General features: G+C 58.4%; 24 protein-coding genes. 20 read left to right on the forward strand and 4 right to left on the reverse strand.

Annotated features, from left to right (window positions below):
- Window positions 1-14: 14 nt before the first annotated feature.
- Together G7Y51_RS04745 and G7Y51_RS04750 are read right to left on the reverse strand one after the other, a co-directional pair.
- A complete protein-coding gene (locus G7Y51_RS04745; RefSeq protein WP_165175232.1) occupies window positions 15-287 on the reverse strand; it encodes a type II toxin-antitoxin system YafQ family toxin in 273 nt (90 codons plus the stop codon).
- Window positions 288-548: a type II toxin-antitoxin system RelB/DinJ family antitoxin gene (locus G7Y51_RS04750; protein WP_165175233.1), complete on the reverse strand. Its 261-nt coding sequence runs from the start codon at window positions 546-548 to the stop codon at window positions 288-290. It abuts the gene before it with no gap.
- Window positions 549-626: 78 nt separating this feature from the next.
- Here G7Y51_RS04750 and G7Y51_RS04755 point away from each other — a divergent pair, with 78 nt between their 5' ends.
- From G7Y51_RS04755 to G7Y51_RS04820, 13 genes are all read left to right on the forward strand, one after another.
- Window positions 627-2435, forward strand: a complete 1809-nt coding sequence (locus tag G7Y51_RS04755) for a DotA/TraY family protein (protein ID WP_165175234.1) — start codon at window positions 627-629, stop codon at window positions 2433-2435.
- Complete coding sequence (locus G7Y51_RS04760) at window positions 2432-2683, forward strand: hypothetical protein (RefSeq protein WP_165175235.1); 252 nt, start codon at window positions 2432-2434, stop codon at window positions 2681-2683. Before G7Y51_RS04755 ends, G7Y51_RS04760 begins: the two co-directional genes overlap by 4 nt.
- A 49-nt stretch (window positions 2684-2732) precedes the next feature.
- The gene (locus tag G7Y51_RS04765; protein ID WP_165175236.1) at window positions 2733-3203 is read left to right on the forward strand and encodes a DotD/TraH family lipoprotein; all 471 of its coding nucleotides are present in this window, start codon (window positions 2733-2735) and stop codon (window positions 3201-3203) included.
- Window positions 3200-4456, forward strand: a complete 1257-nt coding sequence (locus tag G7Y51_RS04770) for a type IV secretory system conjugative DNA transfer family protein (protein ID WP_165175237.1) — start codon at window positions 3200-3202, stop codon at window positions 4454-4456. The genes G7Y51_RS04765 and G7Y51_RS04770 overlap by 4 nt, the downstream gene beginning before the upstream one ends.
- Window positions 4453-5604: an ATPase, T2SS/T4P/T4SS family gene (locus G7Y51_RS04775; RefSeq protein ID WP_165175238.1), complete on the forward strand. Its 1152-nt coding sequence runs from the start codon at window positions 4453-4455 to the stop codon at window positions 5602-5604. Before G7Y51_RS04770 ends, G7Y51_RS04775 begins: the two co-directional genes overlap by 4 nt.
- Entirely contained in the window at window positions 5588-6358 is a 771-nt protein-coding gene (locus G7Y51_RS04780) for a phosphoadenosine phosphosulfate reductase family protein (RefSeq protein ID WP_165175239.1), read from the forward strand. The genes G7Y51_RS04775 and G7Y51_RS04780 overlap by 17 nt, the downstream gene beginning before the upstream one ends.
- Window positions 6355-6630 carry an IcmT/TraK family protein gene (icmT, locus tag G7Y51_RS04785; RefSeq protein ID WP_165071965.1) on the forward strand — a complete coding sequence of 92 codons (276 nt, stop codon included), beginning with the start codon at window positions 6355-6357 and terminating at the stop codon, window positions 6628-6630. The genes G7Y51_RS04780 and icmT overlap by 4 nt, the downstream gene beginning before the upstream one ends.
- 22 nt (window positions 6631-6652) lie before the next feature.
- Window positions 6653-6868: a hypothetical protein gene (locus tag G7Y51_RS04790; protein ID WP_165071967.1), complete on the forward strand. Its 216-nt coding sequence runs from the start codon at window positions 6653-6655 to the stop codon at window positions 6866-6868.
- Window positions 6865-8256 carry a zincin-like metallopeptidase domain-containing protein gene (locus tag G7Y51_RS04795; RefSeq protein WP_165175240.1) on the forward strand — a complete coding sequence of 464 codons (1392 nt, stop codon included), beginning with the start codon at window positions 6865-6867 and terminating at the stop codon, window positions 8254-8256. Before G7Y51_RS04790 ends, G7Y51_RS04795 begins: the two co-directional genes overlap by 4 nt.
- 1 nt (window position 8257) lies before the next feature.
- Window positions 8258-10381 (forward strand): DNA topoisomerase 3, encoded by a 2124-nt coding sequence (locus G7Y51_RS04800; RefSeq protein ID WP_165175241.1) that lies wholly within the window; start codon window positions 8258-8260, stop codon window positions 10379-10381.
- 94 nt (window positions 10382-10475) lie between these two features.
- Window positions 10476-10892: a hypothetical protein gene (locus G7Y51_RS04805; protein ID WP_206214247.1), complete on the forward strand. Its 417-nt coding sequence runs from the start codon at window positions 10476-10478 to the stop codon at window positions 10890-10892.
- Between the two features lie 241 nt (window positions 10893-11133).
- Complete coding sequence (locus G7Y51_RS04815) at window positions 11134-12492, forward strand: hypothetical protein (protein WP_165175244.1); 1359 nt, start codon at window positions 11134-11136, stop codon at window positions 12490-12492.
- 11 nt (window positions 12493-12503) lie between these two features.
- Window positions 12504-14279: a TraM recognition domain-containing protein gene (locus G7Y51_RS04820; protein ID WP_165175245.1), complete on the forward strand. Its 1776-nt coding sequence runs from the start codon at window positions 12504-12506 to the stop codon at window positions 14277-14279.
- Window positions 14280-14300: 21 nt separating this feature from the next.
- Here the strand turns inward: G7Y51_RS04820 and G7Y51_RS04825 are convergent, their stop codons facing one another.
- A complete protein-coding gene (locus G7Y51_RS04825) occupies window positions 14301-14678 on the reverse strand; it encodes a helix-turn-helix domain-containing protein (RefSeq protein ID WP_165175246.1) in 378 nt (125 codons plus the stop codon).
- A 10-nt stretch (window positions 14679-14688) separates the two neighbouring features.
- The gene (locus tag G7Y51_RS04830) at window positions 14689-15006 is read right to left on the reverse strand and encodes a cytotoxic translational repressor of toxin-antitoxin stability system (protein ID WP_165175247.1); all 318 of its coding nucleotides are present in this window, start codon (window positions 15004-15006) and stop codon (window positions 14689-14691) included.
- A gap of 184 nt (window positions 15007-15190) precedes the next feature.
- Between G7Y51_RS04830 and G7Y51_RS04835 the strand changes: the two genes are divergently transcribed.
- From G7Y51_RS04835 to G7Y51_RS04860, 7 genes are all read left to right on the forward strand, one after another.
- Window positions 15191-15865 carry a thioredoxin domain-containing protein gene (locus G7Y51_RS04835; protein ID WP_165175248.1) on the forward strand — a complete coding sequence of 225 codons (675 nt, stop codon included), beginning with the start codon at window positions 15191-15193 and terminating at the stop codon, window positions 15863-15865.
- 90 nt (window positions 15866-15955) lie between these two features.
- Window positions 15956-16129 carry an AbrB/MazE/SpoVT family DNA-binding domain-containing protein gene (locus G7Y51_RS13925; RefSeq protein WP_165175249.1) on the forward strand — a complete coding sequence of 58 codons (174 nt, stop codon included), beginning with the start codon at window positions 15956-15958 and terminating at the stop codon, window positions 16127-16129.
- Between the two features lie 472 nt (window positions 16130-16601).
- Complete coding sequence (locus G7Y51_RS13695; protein WP_241160134.1) at window positions 16602-16922, forward strand: hypothetical protein; 321 nt, start codon at window positions 16602-16604, stop codon at window positions 16920-16922.
- Window positions 16868-20359 (forward strand): SNF2-related protein, encoded by a 3492-nt coding sequence (locus G7Y51_RS04845; RefSeq protein ID WP_241160135.1) that lies wholly within the window; start codon window positions 16868-16870, stop codon window positions 20357-20359. Before G7Y51_RS13695 ends, G7Y51_RS04845 begins: the two co-directional genes overlap by 55 nt.
- 108 nt (window positions 20360-20467) lie before the next feature.
- On the forward strand, window positions 20468-21667 hold the full coding sequence (locus G7Y51_RS04850) for an integrase arm-type DNA-binding domain-containing protein (protein ID WP_165068074.1): 1200 nt from the start codon (window positions 20468-20470) through the stop codon (window positions 21665-21667).
- Window positions 21661-22866: an integrase arm-type DNA-binding domain-containing protein gene (locus G7Y51_RS04855; RefSeq protein ID WP_241159617.1), complete on the forward strand. Its 1206-nt coding sequence runs from the start codon at window positions 21661-21663 to the stop codon at window positions 22864-22866. Before G7Y51_RS04850 ends, G7Y51_RS04855 begins: the two co-directional genes overlap by 7 nt.
- Window positions 22867-23142: 276 nt before the next feature.
- Entirely contained in the window at window positions 23143-23346 is a 204-nt protein-coding gene (locus G7Y51_RS04860) for an AlpA family phage regulatory protein (RefSeq protein WP_165068064.1), read from the forward strand.
- Window positions 23347-23791 lie beyond the last annotated feature (445 nt).

The following is a 23791-nucleotide window of genomic DNA, read 5'->3' on the forward strand; positions in this document are numbered from 1 at the left end:
CGGCTATGCGACTGCTACAACGAAAAAAGGTCGGCATGAGTGCCGGTGCGGTAAAAAACGCAATCGTTCCCGCTTACTTTATACACAAGAAGCCAATCCGGTTCTATATGCAACTCCCGGTATGGTTTCCACTCACCTTTGAGGGCATGATCACGACAACGCTCGGGCAGTTGTTCCTCATTAAGCAAAAGCATAATTATCGTTTTCAGCTTTTGCATATCGTAGCCGCGATGTTCCACCTTTCTCAAATCACGGCGAAATTGAGCGGTAAAAGTGGAATTACGCACTTATATTCCCAACTGCCTGAAAAGGTCTTCCGCATCCTTGGCGTGAAATATTTCCTCTCCCCGTTCCGCTTTCTCTATGGTTTCACGGGTCAGTGCGTTGGGGATTTCCTCACTGAAAGGAAGGCGCTTTTCTCGAGCAATTCTCGTCAACGTCATACGCAATGCATCAGAAACAGTAAGCCCCCAATCCGCAAGGATGGCACTGGCTTCATCCCTGATGGCAGGATCAATTCTGGCACGAACAACGGCGTTGGCAGACATATTTTTTCTCCTTTTGAAAAATGTAGCCCAAATGTGCGCATTGTCAAGTATCACACAGCGTTGAATCGGAGGGCAGTCATGGCCACATCTGACCTTCCCGCGACTTCGGAAGTCCTGCTCCCGACCGATGCCAGCAAGCATATTCTGGACACCTTTCTGGGGCAGGGCTGGGATACCTGGGGCGCGAGCCTTGGCGGCAGCCATGCTTCCGAACTGATGCTTGAAATGTTCAGCGCCTTCAATCTGGTGGCTCTCGCGGTGGTGTCGGCCCTGTTCATCTGGATTCTGGCCGTTGCCGTGGCCGGAACCGCGCATGAGGGAACACCCTTCGGCAAGCGGTACAGCTCGCTGTGGATGCCCTTGCGTTTTGTGGGCGCAATGGGCGCGCTGGCTCCCATCTTCAAAGGGCTGTCACTTTTTCAGGTGGCGATTCTGGCCTGCCTTGGTTTCAGCATCAACCTCGGCAACTACGTCTGGGAGCTGGGTACGGACTATTTTGTGGAGCATGGCGGTCAGCTCACCGTGCAGGCTCCGGATCAGAACGTCACCCACTACGCGGCCATCAGCAATGGCGCGTTGGAATCGCTGACGCTGCAATACTACCTGAGCGAACGACGCGGCCTGAACATCACGCCTGGCGGGGAATGGACATACAGCGGCAACTGGTTCCGCTCCGGGGGCGAATACAGGTTCATTTTCAACGGCAATGCCGGTTCGATCACGGTTTCCTGCGTGGATGAAGGCGACGCCCTGTGCCGGGGCAAGGTCAACGCCGTAAGCGCGGCGGTTTCCGCGCTTTCGCCCCTGGCGCAGCAGCTTGCCGATCCCGACACGCCCGCATCCTCCATTGATCCCCGTGCCCTCTACGATGCGGCCACCAAGGTCAACCAGACCATTCTGGCCGATGTGCAGAACTACGCGCAACAGGGGCAGCTTCAGGGCAAGCTCAACGAATTCAGGGAAAATGCCGCGCAATACGGCTGGTTCGCGGCAGGCTCATCCTACTGGTCAATCGCCTGGATCAATCAGGAAGTCCGCGAGGCCATGTACTCCGGCATTACCTACAGCCCGCACGAATACACGATGTCGGAGCTTCAGGCGCTGATGCACGGCCTGCGGGACTATGAAGCGGCCAAAGAACGGGTGGCCAACTACATCAAGACCGCCTACGCTAGCCGGAGGGGTATTTCCGACACCACGGCCACACCGTCCGTCACGGACGAAGGCCGGGCCTTTGACGAAATTTGCAACTGGCTGCGGGCGACCCTGAACCAGCTTGTGGCCGGCAACATCCTGCCCATAGCCATTGAAAAACTGTCCTCCGGCGATCCCATCATGGCCGTGTCCAACGTGGGGGATTACCTCATCGGCTCGGCCTGGGGGCTGGCCTCGGCGCTCGGTGTGGTGGACGTGGCCCACTCAATGGGCAAGGCGCTCCCCTTTGTGGGCAAGGCCATTCCCAATCTGGACAAATACATCAGTTTCGCCCTGTTCACGGTCTTTCTGCCGCTCCTGCTCTACGGGCTGGCGCTGGCCTATTATCTGCCCGCCATTCCGTTCATCCGCTGGATTTCCGCTCTGGCGGGCTGGATCATTCTGGTGGTGGAAGCTCTGGTCGCGGCTCCGCTCTGGCTCTGCGCCCACGCCATGCCCGATGGCGAGGGCGCGGCAGGTCAGCACGGCAAACGGGGCTATTTCCTCCTTCTCGGCATCCTGATCCGTCCGCCGCTCATGGTCTGCGGCTTCTTTGCCGCCGTCATCCTCATGAACGTGGTGGGTCGGATGCTCGGCGCGGGCTTTGAGATGTTTGTCGGCGTCACCGCGCGGCCTCGGAACAGGCCGCGCTGGAAGAAAATTTCACCCTCGTGCTTGCGGCCTGGGGCATGACTGAGGCCGATATTCCCGGCGTCATCTCGGCCTTGCGATTGCGTCTGCTGGTGTTGGCCGTTCCGATGCTGGCCTGTCTCGTTGCGGCGGCCTGGTCGCACAGTCCGCTTTCTTTCCTGTCATTGGCCTGCATCGCGCCGCCCTGTCTGCTGGGCCTCGTTACAGCACTCTGGCGCATTTTCATCCTGCGAACCCGTCGTTTTACGCCGCTGTGCCGCTGGCTGCTGCGTTTCCGCAAGCCCTCATAGCGGGCGGGGGTGTGTCTGTTTTCACCTTCTCTATAAAGGAGCAATCATCGTGATACCCAAAACTCTGCTGATGCTGTCCTGTCTGGCGCTTGCCGCCTGCGCGCACAAAGCCGCGCCACCGGTTTCGCCTTCCGTCGATTTTGTAGCGGCTACCCTCGGCCAGGCTGCGGAACAGGCCCACAGCGAACTCGCCATGCTTGCCCGGCTGCGCGGGGAGGGAATGCAGCCCTTGCTGCCGCCCACCGATCCTTCTCTGACGCAACCTGTCTCCATCGACTGGGCAGGCGAAGCGTCCGGGGCGCTCAAGGCCATCTGCCTGCACGTCGGCTACCGCTACCGGGAAACCGGCGCTCCCACGGCGCAAGCCATGCCCGTTGTGGTGCATGGTCTGAATCGTCCGGCGCATGAACTGCTGGAGGACATTGCCTGGCAGATTCAGCCGCAGGCTGTGCTGCGCGTCGATCCGGTCAATCGGGTGCTGACGCTGGCCAGAACTTTCGGGCTGGAGGGAAGGTCATGAAAGCTCCCGCCCTCCTTATTCCCAAAGAGCCGTTGCCCGATTTGCATGAGCCTCCCCTCCACAGGGAAAGTTACCAGAAAGGCTTTCGGGACGGTTTTCAGGACGGCTTTGCTGCCGCCGACCTGTCCACACCCGGCGTCGTCCTCTGCGGAAGCGGCCTTCTGGCATTGTTGATTGCCTGCATCGTGGTCATGCGCCACGCCTCGCGTGTGGTGAATATCCTTTGCCAGCGTTTCCAGGTTGACGTGTCCAAAAAGTCCGCTTCACAAAAACTGGCCGCGCTGGTTCTGCCGTTTCTGCTCTGCGCCGGTCTGAGCGGATGCGCCGGAAAACAGGGCGAAGTCGTCAATCCCGCGCCCGTGTCGCCGGATGTTGTCAACGCTCCGGCTCCCGCCGACAGCGCCGACAAGGGAACGGGGAATTTCATACCCCATGACGCCTCATATCAGGAAGATGCCTCCGGACAATCCCTTGAAGTGAACCTTCCCGCTGACCCGGCCTCCGGGCCGCGTGACGGCGAACCCGCCGAACTGGCGGAACTGCTGGAAATGAAGGGTAGCGGCGGCAAGGAACAAAGCGCCGTCCAGCTCATGCGGCCAGGAGCCATTCGGGAAGCGGCGCGACTCATCACGTTCCAGACCGCCATGTCCTGGCGCTACGGCCAGCTTGTGGCGGAAACGGAACGCTACAGCGCCATCATGGACACGGCGTTCAATTTTGGGCCGCTCATGCTCACCCAGGGCGAAGCCCTGATCCTGCCGCCGCAGATCGCGCGGGCGGGCGCGTCCATGCGCATCGAGGACGGGGCCACGGCCACAGCCGCCAAAACAACCTACGAACTGCTGGAACCGGCGCGCTACATCGCGGTTGTCCCTCACTGGCGGGAATTTCTCATGGCCGATGACTTCCCCGCGCCGGAACAACCCAACCCCGCCGTCCTGCCAGAGAACGCGGAAGAACAGGCTATCTGGCGGGCGGCGGTACGCGAAGCCTGGGCGCAGGGACTGGCCGAAGCGGATCAGCTCTATGCCGACAATGTGTCTCGCATGGCGCGGAGCTATCGCGGGGTCATGCTCTACCACCTGCTCACCGCCCAACATCTCCTGAGCCGGGTCAACACGGCATCCGCCGACTTGGGGACGCGCACGCAAGGCAACAAGCTGAACATCGGCCAAAAGGTGTACAGGATTACCGCGCCTTCCGCCTTTACCGTCTCGCCTCCCGCGCGAACGAAGGGAGGGAAGCGGCAATGAGCGGCAACGTGTATCCCGCCGAACCCCGCATCCGCTGGGACTATTCGCAGATCAACGATCTGCTGCTCTGGGCCACGCACAGCGGCATGTCCGATCTGTGCCTGCGCTCCGGCCTTCCGGCCTGGATGCGGCTCAACGGCGCATGGCGGCAGGTTACGCAGCGTCCCATCACCACGGATGAACTGCTGGCCGCGCTGGAGCATCTGACCCGAAACAACTCCGTTTCCGCGCAGATCAAATCCGGCCAGTCGGATTATGATTTCGCCCATGAAATTGAGGAAGCGCGCGGCGTGCGCCGTCGCTATCGCGGCAACGCCACGCCGGTGGCGGACGGCTATTCCACAGGCGTCAAAATCGTCTTCCGCGCCATTCCCTCCCTGCCGCCCGCGCTGGAAGATTTGAACGTGGAGCAGGGCATCCTTGACCACGCCATGCCGTCCAACGGTCTGGTGCTGGTCACGGGCGTGATGGGGTCGGGCAAGTCCACCCTGCTGGCCGCCATCCTCCGGCGCATCATCGAAAACGGCGGCCGCCACGTCAGCACCTATGAAGCGCCCATCGAGTTCGATTTTGATGCCGTACCCAAGCCCGGCGGCCCTGTCTCGCAAAGCACGATTCCCGAACACCTGCAATCGTTTCTCACGGCCACGCGCAACAGTACGCGCACGGCCCCGGACGTGGTGCTGATTGGCGAAAGCCGCGATCCCGATACCCTGCGGGGCATGATGGAAAGCGCGGAAATCGGCGTGGCCGCCTATTCCACCGTGCATACCCGCTCCGTGCCGGAAACGCTCTCCCGCATCATCAATGTCTTCCCGTTCGCGGAGCGGCTGCAAGTCACAGCCACGCTGCTTTCCAGTCTGCGGCTGATTGTCTCGCAACGCCTGCTCCCCTTGCCGGACAAGAGCGGACGTATCGCCCTGCGCGAGTATCTGGCTTTTACGCCGGAGATTCGGGAAACCCTGCTGGATACGCCGCTGGAACGTCTGATTCTGAAAACCGAAGAACTGCTGGCCGTCTCAGGCCAGAGAATACAGGACGCCGCACAAGCCGCCTATGAGGACGGCAAACTCGCCAGAGAAAACTATCTGGCGATTCTGGCGGAACGCAAACACAAAGGAGGAACTTCGTATGGCGCAACGGCATAACGTCGTTTCCCTGTCCGGCGGAAAGGACAGTACGGCCATGCTGCTTATGCTGCTTGAGCGGGGCGAACCCGTGGCCGATGTCGTGTTTTTCGACACCGGCTGGGAATTCCCTGAAATGTACGAGCATCTGGAACAGCTCGAAGCCTTCACCGGCCTGAAAATCACGCGCCTGCGTCCCAGACTGCCGGTGGACGTGGAAACGGACAAATCGCCCTTTGACTGGCTTTTCTCCGACATGCCCGTAACACGCCGGGGCAGCGGAGAAATCCATATGCTTGGCCGTCAGTGGCCGAACGCCAAAATACGCTGGTGTACCGGCTACAAGCGGGATGCGCTTCACGCGCATCTTCTGGCGCTCACACACCGACAAAACGTCACACTGCCTCTGTATCAGTGTGTCGGCTTTGCCGCCGACGAACAGTATCGGCTTGGCAAAAATGCCAAGAGGGACAATTCCTACTGCGTGAAACGGTATCCGCTTATTGAATGGGGCGTCACGGAGGCCGATGCACTGGCTTATTGCTACAAACGCGGCTTTGCCTGGAACGGACTGTACCGTTTCTTCAGTCGTGTCAGTTGCTTCTGCTGTCCTCTGCAACCTCTTGATGAACTGCGGACGCTTCGCCGCCATTTTTCCGATTTGTGGCAACGGATGCTCGTCATGGAATCCTGGTTGCCGGAAAACAGGCGGCGTTTCAAGGATACCACAGTATCAGCCCTGGATGCCCGTTTTGCGGCTGAGGAGGTGGAATGATGCCCGGCGAAGTTCTCTGGCGCGACACCGCGCTCACGCCAAAAATCTTCATTCTGGACGCCCGCGCCGTCTTTCCTCTGGCTCTCTGGTTGTTCCATTGGGCCTGGTGGACAGCGGCCATTGCCGTCGCGGCAATCCTCGTCCTTTACCTCGTGCAGCGCACCGGCATGACGCCGCTTGCCTGCTTTCGCGCCATCCGCGTGGCCTGCATGGGACGGCGGCGGGAAACAAGAAACAATGAAAGCCAGTGGCGCAAACGCTGCCGCTGGTGACGAAAACCATTTGAGGTCAATTATGCCCAACGAAATCATCAACAGCTATGGCCTGTTCGACGCTCCCGTCCGTGCTCGCGAAAAAGAGCGCGTCACACTCACTCAGACGGACATTGAGCGCCAGCTTGAGGCGGGCGCGTTTCTCATGAGCCGCGAGGAAGCTATCGCCGCCGGATTTCTCAATCCCCTGGAAGAGCCGGATGCCGTCATTGTGGACATCGCGCGGGAGGAAGCATGAGCCAAACACAGCAAGAAGAAAGGAAAAGTCGTTTCCAGGTCAGCCGTGAGGTGCAGGAAGAGTTTGTCAACGGCATTGCCGAAACCATGCTTTCCCTCACCAGCCGGGCGGGCGGCGCGCCAAGGATCGCCGCCGCGCCGGCAGGAACGCCGTTTTGCCCGACAACCGGCAGGGAGTACGGCGGCCCCAACATGTTGCGCCTCATGCTGGCCGGGATGGAAAAGGGCTACGCTGACGACCGCTGGCTGACGTTCAAACAGGTGCGGCACTACCAGAGCGAGCACCCGAATCTGAAAGTGGGGATCAAAAAGGGAGAACACGGGATCAAGCTCCTGCGCCCCGAAGAAGTGTTCTTCACCATCGGGGAAGATGAAAAATGGACATTCCATTCCCAGGATGAGGCAAGAGCCATTGAAGAGCAGCGCAAGCAGGGCGCAAAGCTCCCGCCTGTCCAGCACAAGACGCTGTTTTATCCCTTCACGGTGTTCAATGCGGAACAAATCTACGGACTGCCTGCCAAAGAAAGAACGACTCCGGCGCTCACGGAACAGGAACGCAACGTGTTTCTGGAGAAATTCGTCGCCGATTCCGGCGTTGCCGTCGAACACCACAAAGGCCCTGCTGCATACAGCCATGCCGAAGATGTGGTGAAGCTGCCGTTCCCGGACAGTTTCAAGAGTTCTGACGCCTATTACGCCGCCAAGCTGCGGGGCTTCTATGAGGCAACAGGTCACAGCTCGCGGGAGAATCGGCAAACGGAGCCGGAAACCCTCAAAAGCCGCGCTTTCGAGGAAATGCGGGCGGAAATGTTCACCCTGCTGGCCGGGGCAAAATTCAATCTGCCCATGCCCGAAAACAGCGCGTCCGCGCAAGTGGCCAACTGGAACCGGAAGTTTTCCGGCGGAGACGTGGCGGAGCTGTTCAGGGCTGCGACTGACGCGGCCAGGGCGCTGACTTCCATGCGTCAGTTCGAGGCAGGGGAAAAACCACGCGACTGGTGGTTCCCCAGGCCCGAAGCCTGGGCGGAGCTGGAAGCCATGCAGAAGCAGCGGGACGCGGCGGTCGGCGTCTCCCCGACACAGGCCGCGTCGTCCGAGGCTTCAGCACGGCGCGATCCGACTCTGGCCGAATCCGTCGCCGCGTTCGAGGCTGCGGACAATCCCGTCGCCAAGGCCCGCGCCATTCTCCAGAACCCCGACTTCCTGGACATGGCGCTCAAACAGGACCCTCAGCATATCAGGGAGCTTGCCGACCTTTGCGGCCAGCTTTCCTTTGCCCTGAGCCATGAGGCCGAGGCCACTCAGGAACAGGCTCCTGCCGGAGCTGTCGAAAGTTCCATTCCGCTCACGGAACAGAAAAACGCGGCCAAACGCCGCATGAGGATATGACATGAGACTGTTTATTGCCGAAAAACCCTCCTTGGGCCGCGCCATTGCCGCTGGTCTTGGCAATCAGAAAAAAGCCGAAGGCTGCATCCGTTGCGGCGATGACGTGGTGACATGGTGTTTCGGGCACATGCTCGAACAGGCCTGGCCGCAGGATTACAAGCCTGAATACGCCCAATGGCGGCGTGAACACCTGCCCATCATTCCCGACCAATGGAAATACAAGGTCAAAAAGGACGCCGCCGCGCAGCTTAAAATCATCGGTTCCCTGCTGCGGGACGCCGATTCCGTGGTTCATGCGGGCGATCCCGATCGTGAAGGCCAGCTTCTTGTGGATGAGGTGCTGGAACACTTTCACTACAGGGGACGGGTGGAGCGTATCTGGCTGGCCTCACTGGACGATCTTTCGGTCAGGAAGGCGCTGGCAAACCTCACGGACAACGCCCGCTACGCGCCCTTGCGCGACGCCGCCCGCGCCCGAAGCCGCGCCGACTGGCTGGCGGGCATCAACGCCACCCGCGCCCTGACCATCAAGGGCCGCGCGGAAGGGCGCTCGGACGTGCTTTCCCTGGGCCGCGTCCAGACGCCCACTCTGGCGCTGGTGGTCGCGCGCGATCTGGAAATTTCCCATTTCAAGTCTGTGGATTATTTCGTTCTGCGGGCCTCGCTCGTTCACATCGCTGGAGACTTTGCCGTTACCTTCGCGCCCTCCGAGGATCTGGCCGGGCTGGATGCCTGCGGACGCCTGACTGATGCCTCCGTAGCCGAAGCCCTGGTTACAGCCCACACGAATACGGACGGCCTTGTAACAGAAGCCACGCGAGAGGCGAAAAGCAAGGCCGCGCCGTTGCCGCACAGTCTTTCCTCCCTGCAAAAAGCCGCTTCCGCCCAGCTCGGCATGTCGGCGCAACAGGTGCTGGATACCGCGCAAGCCCTGTACGAAAAAAAGCTGACCACCTATCCGCGCACCGATTGCCGTTATCTGCCGGAAGAACAGTTTGCGGATGCCGCCGCCGTGCTGGCCGCGCTTTCCTCGGTTCCCGGTCTGGAGCAGGTGGCGGGAACGGCGGACGCTTCCCTGAAAAGCGCCGCGTGGAACACCAAAAAGGTGACGGCGCACCACGCCATCGCGCCCACGGGCGAAATTCCGCCGGACTCGCTCCCGCAGAAGGAACGCGATCTCTACCTCATGATTGCCACGGCCTTTTATCTGCAATTCCACGCGCCCATGCGCTATGAGGCGCAAAAAGTCGCTGTCTCTCTTGCCGATACCCGCTGGGAGGGTACAGGACGGCGCATCCTTGATCCCGGTTGGACGGCCTTCAGCGGCCATGACGATGAAGACGGTGATTCCGAAGAACAGTCTCTGCCGCCGCTGGAAAAGGGCGATGCCGTTCACTGCCGCGACGTGCAGACCCTGAAGAAAAAGACTTCGCCGCCCTCCCGTTTCTCCGAAGGGACACTCATTGAGGCGATGGCCAATGTCCATCGCTTTGTGGCCGATGCCGACGCCAAAGCCGCGCTCAAGGACGCCAAGGGCATCGGCACCGAAGCCACCCGCGCCAGAGTTCTCGAAACCCTGAAAGAGCGAGGCTATCTCGTTGCCGACAAAAAAGCCCTTGTCTCCACGCCGCTCGGCAGGGAAGTCATTGCCCTCACCCCGCCCGCGCTCAAAGACCCCATCACCACGGCGGAATGGGAATCCCGCCTTGAGGCCATCGCTCAGGGCCAGGAAACGCTGGATGCCTTTCTGGCCGATCAGTGCAGGATTCTGCCGGACTTGCTTGCGCCCATTCTCGGCAACGGCAAGCCCGCCTTTCCCTGCCCGGCCTGCGGCGCGGCCCTGAACCGTCGCAAGCGCAAAAAGGACGGCGCGTGGTTCTGGGGCTGCACCGCCTGGCCCGACTGCAAGGTCATCCTGCCCGACGACAAAGGCAAGCCCGGAAAGGCCAGAGCCAAGCCCGCGCTTTCCGAATACGCCTGCCCGGCCTGCGGCAAGCCGCTCGTCAAACGCTCCGGCGCGAAAGGCGAGTTCTACGGCTGCTCCGGCTATCCCGGATGCAAGAAAACCTGGCCCGTCGCTCCGGGCGGCGCTCCGGACTTTGAGGCGAAAAGTAAGAAGAAATAAAGGGAGCCTGTGGGGAGGGAAACCCTTTTGCAAAAGGGGTCTCCCTCCCCGCGCCCTCCTTTTCTAAACTTTTATCAGTCAAGGACTGTGAAAGATGAAATATATGGTGACATTTTTGCTGTGCATGGCTCTGGCCGCGCCGTGTTTTGCAGGCTCCTGTCAGGATATGCGGGAAGCCGTGGGCGGCGCGATTCAGGAGCGCAACGGCAGAGTTTCAGAGACGCATGACGTGCTCATGCCCGATCCGGAAACCGAGCGCGACGCGCTTTCCGGCTGTCTCGCTTCCATCAATGGCATCGGGGACGCCTTCAGCCTTGGCGTGACGCTTCCCGGCATGGAGCAGATTGTCGCGGGCATCTGCAAGCAGGTGGATTCCTACATCCACCAGAAAATCAACAACGCGCACAATCAGGTGCTGAATACCGTCAACGGCATCGGCGGCAACAATCCTTTTAAAGTTTACGGAACAAGCGGCGACTACATCCTCCATCTCAAGGGGAATCTCAAATGAGGGCGGTCGGTCTCCTCTTGCTTGCCCTTTGTCTGATGCCGAGCCTTGCCCTGAGCGCACAACGCAGGAAAGTCGCGTTCCCGCCACAGCATCCCTTGACGGCTGACTGCGTTCCGGACGCGGCCCGCGTCAGCGGGATGCCCGACGCCGTGCTGCGCGACGGGCGCTTCAGGGACAACCTGAACAAACTCCGGCAAGAGGGCCTTTCCATGCTGCCGTTACAAACCACGGAGACACGGCCATGAACCAGTCCGGCAACGGCGGGGAAGATCAGCGCCTGTTCTTGTGGTTCGCGTGCCTGATTATCGTTTTCTGCATTGTGCCGCTGCTGTACGCCGCGCATTCCAATGCCGTAAACGTCCCGCTTCTGAATCTGGCCAAAGCGCAGCTCAAGGCGTTCACGCTGTTTTTCGAGGAAGCGGAAATCGCTTTCGGACGCATTGACGCCGCCGATCCCGCCTCTTTGTCATGGGACACCATGCAAAAGGTGCTTCGCTACACCGGCTCATGGATTCGCTGGCCGTTTCTTCTGCTGCTTGTTCTGTTCGGCGTGGCCTCCATCTTCATGGGCCGCGTGGGAGGTCTTGTCCGGCGCTTCAACATGGAAAGTCTGCTGAAAAACAATGCGGAGTCCTTTCCCTGTCTGCGGCCTGTGGTGGGGCGCGGCAAGTATCTGCTCTCGCCAAAATCCTATGATTCCGGCTTGTGGCGAATCGCCCGGACGCCCGTCCAGTTCGCGCTGGAACACGGACTGCTGCTTGATGAACAGGGTGAGCCGTTCACGCCGGAACAGGCCCTGAAAAACGGCTTGCCGTCCACGGCGCTTCCCGCCTGGGGACACGCCCGGCTGGATGAAGCAAAGGCTCTCGCCGTGCTGCGAGAACAACTCGGCAAACGATTTGAAGGATTCGAGGGCCTGTCGCCCTGCCGCCGCGCCCTGGCTGCCGCCTTTCTGGCCTATGCGGGCGGGAACAAGAAGGGCTGCATCGCTTTGCTGGATGCCGTTTCTCTTTCCTACGCCGAGAATCATGAGCAGGCGTCCTGTCCTTTGCTGGAAGAAGGCCGCTTTGTCAGCAAGCTGAAAAAAGAATGGGGCTGTCACTCCTCCCTGCTGACCGAGAAGTGTCTCAGCATCCATGCCGCCTATGAGCTGCCCTGGTTCATGGCCCTGCTGTATCGGGCGCGGCAAAAAGGCGTACTGGCCACGTCGCAGTTCCTCTGGCTCCGGCCGCTGGATCGACCGCTCTGGTATGCCCTCAATCAGTGCGGCGGACGCGCGGCATGGGCCGAAGCCTCCGCGCCGTGGGCGCAGTATCTGGCGGAGGAGAAAGCCGGAATGCTTCTGGCTGAACCGCATATTCAGCCTGCCGTTGTCAGTCTCAAGCAAGCTCTGGCCGATCAGGGCTGGCTGACCGAAATCTTTGTGCCGCCCACGCCGGAAACGATGCCGGTTCCGCCCACTGAACCCGCCGGAACTTCGACTCTGGATACCGAATTTTCTTCCGTGGAACCGCCGCCGGAAGTGGTTCTGGCTGAAGCGGAAGACGATCCCGAATACGACGCCAACGAAGATGAAAAGTTGGCTGACGAATACTTTTAGAGGCTGTACTTATGAACAGAACCATCAGAGGTCTGGAAGACCATGAAACGCAGGAACGAAAGCGCCTGCACCGGGACGTGCGCTCCCCCGCGCAGCGCCTCGCGGATTCTCTCAAACTCGGTCAGGTGCAGACCGGCGGAATTTTTGCGGCGGGGGCGTGTCTGTTTCTTTTTCCGGCCTGCGCCACACCACTGTTTTGTCTTGGTCTGGCGTTCTTTCTCGCCCGTTGCGCCTGTGTGAACAGGGAACGCCTGCCGTTTCGGATGCCGCTGGGATTGTACGGCACGGACAGGGGCGATCCGCTCCCTGGCAGACGCGGTTTTGCCAGGCCGGAAGGCATCTTTTTCCTCGGCAATCGGCTTCAGGACGGGAAGGAACTCTGGCTGAAAGCCAAGGATATTCTGACCCACTGCCTGCTTTTCGGCACAACCGGCTCAGGCAAGACGGAGACGCTGGTTTCCCTTTCCTACAATGCCCTGGCAACGGCATCCGGGCTGTTCTACATCGACCCCAAAGCCAGCCCCAAGCTGGCGGTGCAGATATGGCAGATGGCCCGTTTCCTTGGCCGGGACGATGATTTTCGTGTGCTGAACTACGGCACTTCCGGCAAGGTCAAGGGCAAGTCTCCGCGCCGTCTTTCCAACACGAACAATCCATTCACGTTCGGCTCGGCGGAAGCCCTGACACAGCTTCTTGTTTCCCTCATGCCAGCATCGGACGGGGCCAATTCCATCTTTGCCGACAAGGCGCAGGCTCTGATTTCCGGCGTCATGTATGCCCTGGTTGACCTGCGGGACAAGGGGCTGCTCAAGCTCTCCACATCGATCATCCGTGATTCCCTGGCCCTGGAAAAATGCGTGGCTCTGGCCCTGCATCCCGAACTGGATCAGGAATCCCGCGCCTCCATCCAGGCGGCGCTTGCCACCTCCGGCTGGATTGCCGGGCGCGACCTGAAAGACCAGCCGGAATCCTTCGCGGAGCAGTTCGGCTATGCGCAATCCTACTTCGGCAAGGCCCTTTCCAGCCTGACGGATACCTACAGCCACATCTACGGCGCGGAAGACGGGGAAGTGGATTTCGCGGATGCCATCATGCAGCGACGCATCCTCGTGGTTTTATTGCCTTCTTTGGAAAAAGCTCCCGCTGAACTCGCCAGTCTCGGCAAAATCAGCCTTTCCGCCATCCGCAACGCCTGCGCCGTTGGCCTTGGCGCGAATATCGAAGGCGACGCCGCTGATGTGCTGGAGGCCCTTCCGACTGACGCCACAGGCATCGGGCCGTATCTGTGCATCGTGGATGAATACGCGGCCATTGTTACGCCGGGCTTTGAAGTCGTGCTGACACAGGGGCGCGGCCTGGGCATTGCCGCCATTGTGGCTTCACAGGATTACGCCGGTATTCTGGAAGCTGACCAGAAAGGCGCGCAACAGATGGTGGCAAACACCTCTTTGAAAGTCTTCATGAAAATGCAGGACGCTGAGAAGACATGGGAATTATTGCGCGGGCAGGCAGGGCAAAGCACTGTCCTTCGCACCACAGGCTTCAACGTCAATGAACAAATCAGTTCCGACTACCGCGACGCCAATTCCACCACAGTGGAGCAGGAAGACCGCGTTGTCCTGCGCGACTTGCAGGAACAGATAGAGGGCGAGGCCCATTTTGTCTTTTCCGGCCAGATCGTCCGGGGCGATATGTTCTATGCCAATCCCTCACTCAAAAAGGCGCAACTGAGAGTGCCGCAGTTGTTGCAACTCAGTCAGGAGGCGGTAATCCATGAAGCTGCATAGCGCGAAACAGTCTGTTCCCTGCTACAGAAAAACCTTGTACGGGATATTGAACACTTTTTCCAGCCGCTTGGCCATATTCATAGAAATAAGTCGCTTCCCGCTTTCCATAGCGGAAATACAGTTCTGCGTGGTGCCGAGTTTTTCCGCCAATTCCTGCTGCGTCCATTCCATCTTCCCACGGAACCCCCGAAGAGCCATAGCGGGCGAAGCATCAGAAAAAACTTCATCGGCGCTGACGACTTCTTCTCCCTCTGAATTGACCCGGCGCACCTTGTGTCCGGCCAGTGTCAACATCCCCTTGATGGCATCGGCCACCATACTCGCCTTGGCTGCGGGAACGGAGAGAGAAATTATCGCCTGTCCCGCTTCCGCCGGAAGGAGCTGCATTTCAGTCTGCATATCAATTCCCCTATTTGACGCGGCTGTAGTCCACACTGCCATGCGGCCCGACATACCGTATTTCCATTATCCGAATTTCCCTATCAATGACTTTCCACACGACGACATAACGCGGGCGTCCGCTGTTCAAATGACAGTGATGCACGTCCTTGCCGCCGACGATCCGGCCATAATTACGCCACGTCGGCTGCTCCGGTCCTTTATCCTCAAGATCAAGTTTCAGAGCATACAGACGGCCCAAAATATCACCGGGCAACTTGCGCGCCTGCTTATCGGCCTTGCCGGAAAAGTCCACTTTCCAAGGTCTGTTGTCGTGTGCGCCTTCCATGTAAAAAATATAGCGAATTATGATATATTGTCAATGAGTTTATTTCAATTTTGCTATGCAAGCTCCATGCAAGCAGCCAAGGAGAACTTCTATGTTCAAGCACCCTCATGCCTTACTGGTAACAGTAGCCATTTTTCTGTGTCCCCTGATATTCTTTGCGCCATCCCTCCACGCCGGAACGCTCATGTCTGACCGGCTCGCCGTGGAAGTCGGGGTAAAAGCCGAGATCGCCAAAGACCTGTCCCAAGCTTACCGGCCTTTGGAGGCGCTCTCCGGCAGAACCTGCCTGGACGGCAGGCCGGTGGACGGTTTTCAGGGCGATATCCTTGAATACTGGTCGAATCTTGAATGCCCCTATTGCGGCATCCAGGAACCGCTTCAGGCGCAACGGGACAATCCCAATCTGTGCATCGTCGTGCGGCATATTCCCTCGGATGAATACGGCGAATCGCTGAAAAAAGCTCTGGCCTATGAGGCATTGCGCGGCTTTTCCCTCAATGCGGCGCATCGCTTCTGGGATGCCGTTCTGCCAAAAACTACGCTCGGCATTCCGGTTCCCTATGAAGCCGCGTTGCAAACCGCAATGCAGGAAGCCGCCATTGCGCCGGAAGCCCTTGCGGACGCCCTGCAAGCTGCCACCTCTCTGGTGAGCGCGGATATTGTCGCCGCGCAATCGCGCATCACGTCCACACCCACATGGATTCTCAACGGCATCCGCTTTCCGGCCTGCGACTTCACGGCGGCGGAACTGCCCACGGCCCTGGAACTGAGCCGCCAGGTTCGCGCCGGAGACACAAACGCTCAGGAGCGCGTGGCGGGAATCATCACGCGCGGCCTGCTGAACGAATCTCTTTTGTAGCCGAAGGGGACAGGCGCTTGACCTTTTGCCACAGCTCTTTTATCTTACTTCCAAGATAATACTTGGAAGTAAGAAACAAGGAGAACCGGCATGGAACTGGCCAGGCTCACCTCGCGCTGCCAACTCACGCTTCCCCGCGAAGTCCGGCAGAAGCTCGGCGTCAAGGAAGGGGACAAGGTTGTTTTCTTTGAGGAAAACGGGCGGATTTTTATTGAAAACGCTGAAAAGCTGAAACTCGCCCAAACGGAACACAATGACGGGTAGCCCGACCATGCGCCGCCTGCCCGTCCTCCAGACAAGGACAGACACATGGCCAGACGGCGCAAGCAGGCAAACGATCCTCGCCAGTTGTCGCTCTTCGATGTAATGGCGACGCAGATCGAGGAAATACGGGCGGAAAACATCCAGGACGACATGCGGGAGGAAGCCGTTTCCCCCGCACAGGCTGAACAGGCGCAACCGGCTTCCGTTGTGCCGGAGCCGGAACAGCATCAGGGCTTTTCCTTTCCGACAAACGACAAGCCGGAAAGAACGCTCCTCGGCGTCAACGGCAACGGCGAATCCGTGTATGAAATGCGCGACGGCTCGCGCATGTACAGCCGCAATCCTAAAATCATGCAGGTCATGGACGGCGACAAACGGACGCCCGAAAAGCTGTTTGAGGCCGGCGATGACGACTATCTGACCGTACAGGAAATCCACCATTTCACCCATACCCTTCCCTGGGAGGTGCAACATGCTCGACAGATCAACCTGTCCCCTCGAAATCGCAAGAAAGGTTCTCAAGCCCGAAACAATCAACGACGTGCGCAGCGGGGGCTACACGCCCCTGGGCTACTCGATTTTGGATCGATGGGCACTGAACAGCCCCGACGAACTGAGGATGCTGGAAGCGAAGGGGAGCCTGGCCTTCGACCTGAAACTGTACGGTCAGCAACAGACGGAAGCACAGGCGTTGAGCAGCGAGACGGCCCGGCAGGCGAGCCTGCGGGGGATGTCCGATTGGGAGATATTGGAGAGCATGGGCATCGACATGAGCCTGAAAATTACCAAATAACTCCTGAAGACCGGCTGGGCGTTGGCGGTGCGAAAACCAAATATGCGGATAATATCGCCGCCATACGCCTGCTCAAACAGCTTCAGGCCAATGGCGCGAAGCTGGCCACGCCGGAAGAACAGAAAATTCTTGTCCGCTATGTGGGCTGGGGCGGGCTGCCGCAGGTCTTTGACGCTAAAAATGAGCAATGGGCCGCTGAATACCGGGAATTGCAGGGCCTGCTTTCCCCGGACGACTATGCGGCCGCCCGCCGTTCCACGCAGGATGCCCACTACACTTCGGAAACGGTCATTCGGGGCATATATGAGGGACTTTCCCGGCTTGGCCTCGGCACGGGTGAATCTCTCCGCATCCTAGAGCCTTCAGCGGGCATCGGCCACTTCATCGGTCTCTGCCCCAAACATTTCAGTGCCCTCTTTTTAGCGGTGGAGCAGGATCCCACGACTTCAGCCATCGCTCAATACCTTTATCCCCAAGAAGTACATCTTAACACCGGTTTCCAGAACAGTCGGCTTCGTCACGCTGGCATAGACGCCGTGGTCGGCAATCCTCCCTTCGGCAAGCAGTCGCTGTACGATCCTGATTTCCCCGAACTGCGGAAATTCTCCATCCACAACTATTTCCTGGCCAAGTCCATCAGCCTGATGCGGGAAGGCGGCATCGCGGCCTTTGTGGTCAGCCGCTATTTTCTGGACGCCGCCGATTCCTCGGCGCGTGAGCATATTGCGGGCCAGGCCGATCTTCTCGGCGCTATCCGCCTGCCGGAAACAGCCTTTCGCCAGAACGCGCTCACCGATGTCACGACCGACATCGTGTTTTTCCAGCGGCATAATGGCGAAAACAAGCGAAGCAGGGATTGGATCACGACGGGTTCGGAGGTTGTGGACGACCTCAAAAACGGTGGTTCGCGCCAGGCCGTGATCAACAGCTATTTCCTCCAGAATCCCGGCCAGATGATCGGCAGAATGGTCTTTGACGGCGGCATGTACGAGGGCGCGCTGTCCTGTATCACCGACACGCCACTGGAACTCGGCCCGGAAATCGCCAAACGTCTGGACGCGCTTCCTGCGGACTGCTTCGTGCCGCGAGAGGAAAGCCCGCAAAACACGGAAGTCCGGGTACGCAACGCCGACTTCATCCGCAGCCCGTATTTCCAGGCGCTGAAGCCCGGCGCGTTGTGCGTTGAGCCGCAAAGCCGGAAGATTGCCTTCAAAGTCGCCTCCGCCTTTGCTGAAAGCGATTACGATCTGCTGCCGGTCAAAAACGAAACCGCCCGGTTGCGTCTGGCGGGCATGATTCAGATTCGGGACACGTTGCGCGAATTGCTCAATGAGGAAAAGAGCGACGGCGACGGAAGTAAAATGACGGTTCTGCGTGGCCGTCTCAACAGTCAGTATGACGCTTTCGTCAAAAAGTACGGCCACCTCAATTCCCAGACCAATCGCGGCCTGATGCGGGACGACCCCGAACACAGCCTGCTGGAATCACTCGAGGCCGACTACGACAAGGGCCTGTCGCCGGAAACGGCCCGCAAGCATGGCGGAACCGCCCGTCCCGCCTCGGCCAAAAAGGCCGCCATTTTCCGGCAGCGGGTGCTCAAGCCCGCGCAGGTGGCGGAAACAGCGGAAAACGCCAGAGACGCCCTGCTCATTGCCCTGCGGGAAAACGGCAGGGTGGATTTCAGCCGCATGGCGCAGCTTCTGCATCGTCCGGCGGAGGACATTCAGACGGAATTGCGCGACCAGGGGCAGATTTTCCTGAATCCCGCCACTGAGGAGTGGGAAATCCGCGACAGATACCTGACCGGCAATGTCCGGGCCAAACTGCATCGGGCGCAGGCCGCGGCGGAATCCGATCCCCGCTTCGCTCCCAATGTGGAAGCGTTGGCTGCCGTCATGCCGCCGGATATTGAGGCTGTGGACATCGGCATCAAATTCGGATCGGCCTGGGTTCCGGCGCAGGTCATCTCGGATTTTGTGGAGCATCTGCACGGCGGCAAGGGGATGCAGGAGATCACCTGGCTGCCCACGCTCGGACGCTGGCTGGCGAAAGTGGATATCCGGGACATGGCCATAAACGACAATGTGTGGGGCATCCCCGAATATCCGGCGGAAAAGATTCTTGAATCCTTGCTCATCAATCGCCCCATCAAGGTTGAGAAGGAAAGCGGCAGTTATGATGAAAACGGAAAGCCCATTATGGTCATTGATCAGGAACTGACCGCCGCCGCCATGCAAAAGGCCGATGAAATCAAACAGGCGTTTCTGGATTGGGTATGGACGGACGATGAACGGCGCGACATGCTCAGCAAACTTTACAACGAACGCTTCAATACCAACGTGCCGCCGCAGTATGACGGATCGCATCTTGAGCTGGTCAACGCATCCGAGGCGGTCAAACTGCGTCCGCACCAGAAAAATGCGGTGTGGCGGGCAATTCAGGAGGGAACTTGTCTGTTCGACCACGTTGTGGGCGCGGGAAAGACGCTGGCCTGTGTGGCCACGGTCATGGAATCCAAACGCATGGGCTTTCTTTCCAAGCCCATGATTGTTGTCCCCAACCATTTGCTGCACCAGTGGCGCGATGAATTTTACAAATTGTATCCAGACGCCAACATTCTCGTTGCGGACAAGACGGATTTTACCAAACAGAACAGGCAGCGGCTCTTTGCCAAAATCGCCACAGGTGATTGGGATGCCGTCATTGTGGCGCATTCATCCTTTCGCAAGATCGATATGCCGCGTGATGTGCAGGAGGAAATTCTTCAGGAACAGATCAACATGGTTATAGACGCCATTGCGGCCGCAAAAGAGGCGGCGGGCGGACGGGCCACCATCAAGCAACTGGAAAAACAGCGGGAGAAAATGGAAACCCGCTACCAGGAACTGGTTGCCTCGGCAGGCAAGAAAGATGAGAATGTGGACTTTTCGGACTTGGGCGTGGATGCGCTCTTTGTGGATGAAAGCCATGAGTTCAAGAATCTGGCCTTTCAGACCACGATGAACGTCTCCGGCCTGGGTAATGTCACAGGTTCCGCCAAGGCGCTCGACCTGTTCATCAAGTGCCGCTATCTGCAACGCAAAAATGATGGACGTGGCCTGTACTTCATGACCGGAACGCCTATCAGCAATACCATTGCTGAAGTCTATACTCTGCAACGCTATATGCAGTATGAGGAGCTGAAAAACAAGGATATTGAATTTTTTGACGCCTGGGCTTCCACGTTCGGGCAAGTCACCAACGGCTGGGAGTTGGACGCTACGGGGGTCAACTACAAACTCTCATTTCACGTCCAAATAGATCTATTTAGACTTATAATATCTTATATTTCAATATATTATCTAAAATCATTCATCCAGAGAAGTCCAGGAAAAGCGCCTTGCATCCCGCTGTTTTCCGGGTATTATTCAGGGTATCCATACCAATCGGTATTCTGAAATATTCTCATATAATTTATTGAGAATACTACAAATATTTTTATTTGTGGGTATCGGATACCATAGGATTCATGGGGACTTACGGGTATCCCTGACACGGAGAAAACCATGCTGGATGATCGCTTTATTCAAGGCTTGAAAGCCGCCGACAAGCCGAAAAAGTACGCGGACGGCGGCGGGCTGTTCCTGTTCATTCCGGCCAGCGGCAAAAAGCTCTGGCGACTGGCGTACCGTTTTGACCGAAAGGCCAAGCTCCTTTCCTTCGGTGAATATCCCCAGGTGTCGCTCCGCGCCGCACGGCAACGCCGGGATGAAGCCAAGGAGGTGCTCAAGGACGGCATTGACCCGGCGGAACACAGGAAGGCCGCGCGGGCATCGACCGACACAGCCACCTTTCAAAGCGTGGCTATGGAATGGTACGAGCGGGAAACCCTTCACTGTAGAAGCCGCTATCGCGCCTTCATGATGCGGGGGATGACGGAATATTTCTTTCCGGCCTTCGGCGGAAAGGTCATGACAGACATTGCCGCCGAAGACATTATGAGCGCCATTGAACCGTTGCGGCAATCCGGGAAATTGCGCGGAGGCCGCAGACTGACGGATGTCTGCGGCCAGATATGCCGCTATGCCGTCGCCACAGGCAAGGCCGCGCGGGACGCCACGGAAGAACTGCCCATGTCGCTGCGTTCCAGACAAACAGGACACAGAGCCGCCGCGCTCGACGCCGGGAAACTCGGCCAGATTATGCTCAACCTTGAGCGGCATGACGGCTATTTCCCCGTCAAATGCGCTCTGCGGCTGGTTCCCTTGCTGTTTGTCCGTTCCGGCGAATTACGCTGCGCGGCATGGAGCGAATTTGATTTCTCCCGCAGGCTCTGGATCATCCCCGCGCAACGCATGGCGGCGAAACATGAGCATGTTGTGCCTCTCGCGCCGCAGGTAGTCAACATTCTCAGGGAATTGAAGGCATACTCCGGTCATGGAACCTTGCTGTTCCCCGGCGTTCGCATACCTGAACGTCCCATCGACATATCTACCATCACCGTTTCCCTGCGCAGACGCGGATATGACGGCATAAAGCTGTCCTTTGACGGAATCCGCTCTCTTGTTGCCAAACTGTTGCCCGATCTTGGGTACGAACAGAACATCATCGACATACAGTTGGCGCGCTCCGGCCGCACACGTTTTGATCCGTGGCAGTATCTGCCGGAAAGAAAAACCATGATGCGGGAATGGGCCGGGTATCTTTTTCTCCTGCGAGACAAGGCGTTGCGGGAGACATCCCGTCAGGGAGGTACGTCATGCTGACCGACACGCAAATCAGGAATCTGAAGCCCGCTGAAAAAGCGAAAAAATACGCGGACGGCGGCGGTCTGTACCTCTATGTCGCCAGGACCGGCTCAAAGCTCTGGCGCATGGCGTACCGCTTCAATGACAAGGAAAAGCTGCTCAGTTTCGGGGAATATCCGATTGTCTCTTTGAAGGATGCCCGGACAAAACGGAATGAGGCCAAAAAGCTGCTTGCCGACGGTATTGATCCGGGCAGGCACAAGAAAGAGATGAAGAACGCCGCCCTTCTCGCGGAAGCCAATACTTTCGAGCATGTTGTCCTTGAATGGCATGAAACGCAGACCGTCCACAATTCCGAAAAAGACAGGGAAAGAAAACTATACACATTCAGACACTATCTTTTCCCCGCGTTGAAACGGAAGCCCATTTCCGAGGTCACGGCGCAAGACCTGCTGCTGATACTCAAGCCCCTTGAAAAACAGGGACAGGAGCTTGTCGCCCACAGAATCATCCAGTATTGCGGCATGGTTTTCCGCTACGCCGTGGCCACAGGCAGAGTGACGCGCAACATTGCCGTCGACCTTCGCGGAGCCATACGTCCGCATCAGGGCAGGCACAGGGCCACCATCGTTTCCAATGAAAAAATCGGCGTGCTTCTGAACAGGTTGGACAACTATCCCGGCCATTTCCAGGTTAAGTGCGCGTTGCGTCTTTTCCCTCTGCTCTTTGTCCGTTCCGTCGAACTTGCCCGCGCCGAATGGCGCGAGTTCAATTTTGAAGCACGGGAATGGCACATACCTGGCGAGCGTATGAAAATGCGAAAACCGCACATCGTCCCGTTGTCATCACAGGCGATTGCCATTCTCAAGGAGCTTCACGCCGTTACCGGGGGCGGAACCTATCTTTTCCCCTCAAGAAACAGCGTGAGGAAGCCTATTCACTATTCCACTCCGTTACAGGCATTGCGCGCCCTGGGATACGGCAAGGAGGAAATGTGTATTCATGGCTTCCGGTCTATGGCCTCGACCCTGCTCAATGAACAGGGCTTTGATCCGGACTGGATAGAACGGCAACTGGCTCACAAGGAAAAGGATACCTCCCGTATCGCCTACAACCATGCCCAATATCTTCCCCAGCGGCATCGCATGATGCAGGCATGGGCTGACTTTTTGGACGGCTTGCGCGAAGAGGCACAGCAGGACAATGAAGTGTCATAATGTCTGTTACAAGCAACAAGGGGCGAATATGTCCAATACAATCCAGTGAAAACATTACCTCCATGCGTGTTTATAATTATATAATTTCAATAAGTTACATCAACACATCTTCAAACACAAAAACATGTCAAGTGGTATTTTGAATTTTTTTAAACACAAGCGGCATCTCACAGGACAATATTGGATTTATCCCGCTGTATGCGGGAACCTCAAATCAGAAGGGACGGAAAAACCTATGATATGCTGTGCCGAACCTAACCAGACAGGAGAAAGTCCATGCAAAATATACCCAGTAACGCTCTGCTTCGTCTGCCGCAGGTACTTGCGCTCATCCCCGTCAGCCGTAGCGCATGGTGGGCGGGCTGCAAGAGCGGTCGGTATCCGAAACCCGTCAAACTCGGTCCGCGCACAACGGCGTGGAGAGCGGCGGATATTGCCGCGCTTCTGGAAAAGCTCACTGTCGATCCGGAGGAAAAATGAATCCCGTTTTTCCCCCGGCTCTCCGTCCGTCACTCCCGCAGGAGTGCCGGAAGCGTGCATCCGGTCAAGGCCGTGCCCGGTCGGGCCGCTTCGCGGGCCTTGACCAAACGCCCTTGCTTTCCGGCTATGGATGCTTGCGGGCGACGGACGAGGAAGCCTCCGGCGGGGGCTCGGTCAAAGGAAACTCGCAAGCCAGAAGCATAAAGACAACGACACGAAAAAGCGTTTCCCGCCTCCCACGGCTCTCCCCCATACCGGCACGCGGCGGGCGCGATACCTGCAAGCCCGTCCCGGCTTACTCTCCTCAGAATCTTCCCGATACATACGGCGTTGCCTCCCGCCCGACGTTCAAATGCCCGCGCCGTCATGTGCATCATGCTGACCATGTTGTGAGCCGGATACTGATTGAGCGGCTTGTGCATGGCGTTCAGTCTTTCGCCGCATA

It is taken from the genome of Desulfovibrio sp. ZJ369, assembly GCF_011039085.1.
In the GTDB taxonomy this organism is placed as follows: domain Bacteria; phylum Desulfobacterota; class Desulfovibrionia; order Desulfovibrionales; family Desulfovibrionaceae; genus Desulfovibrio.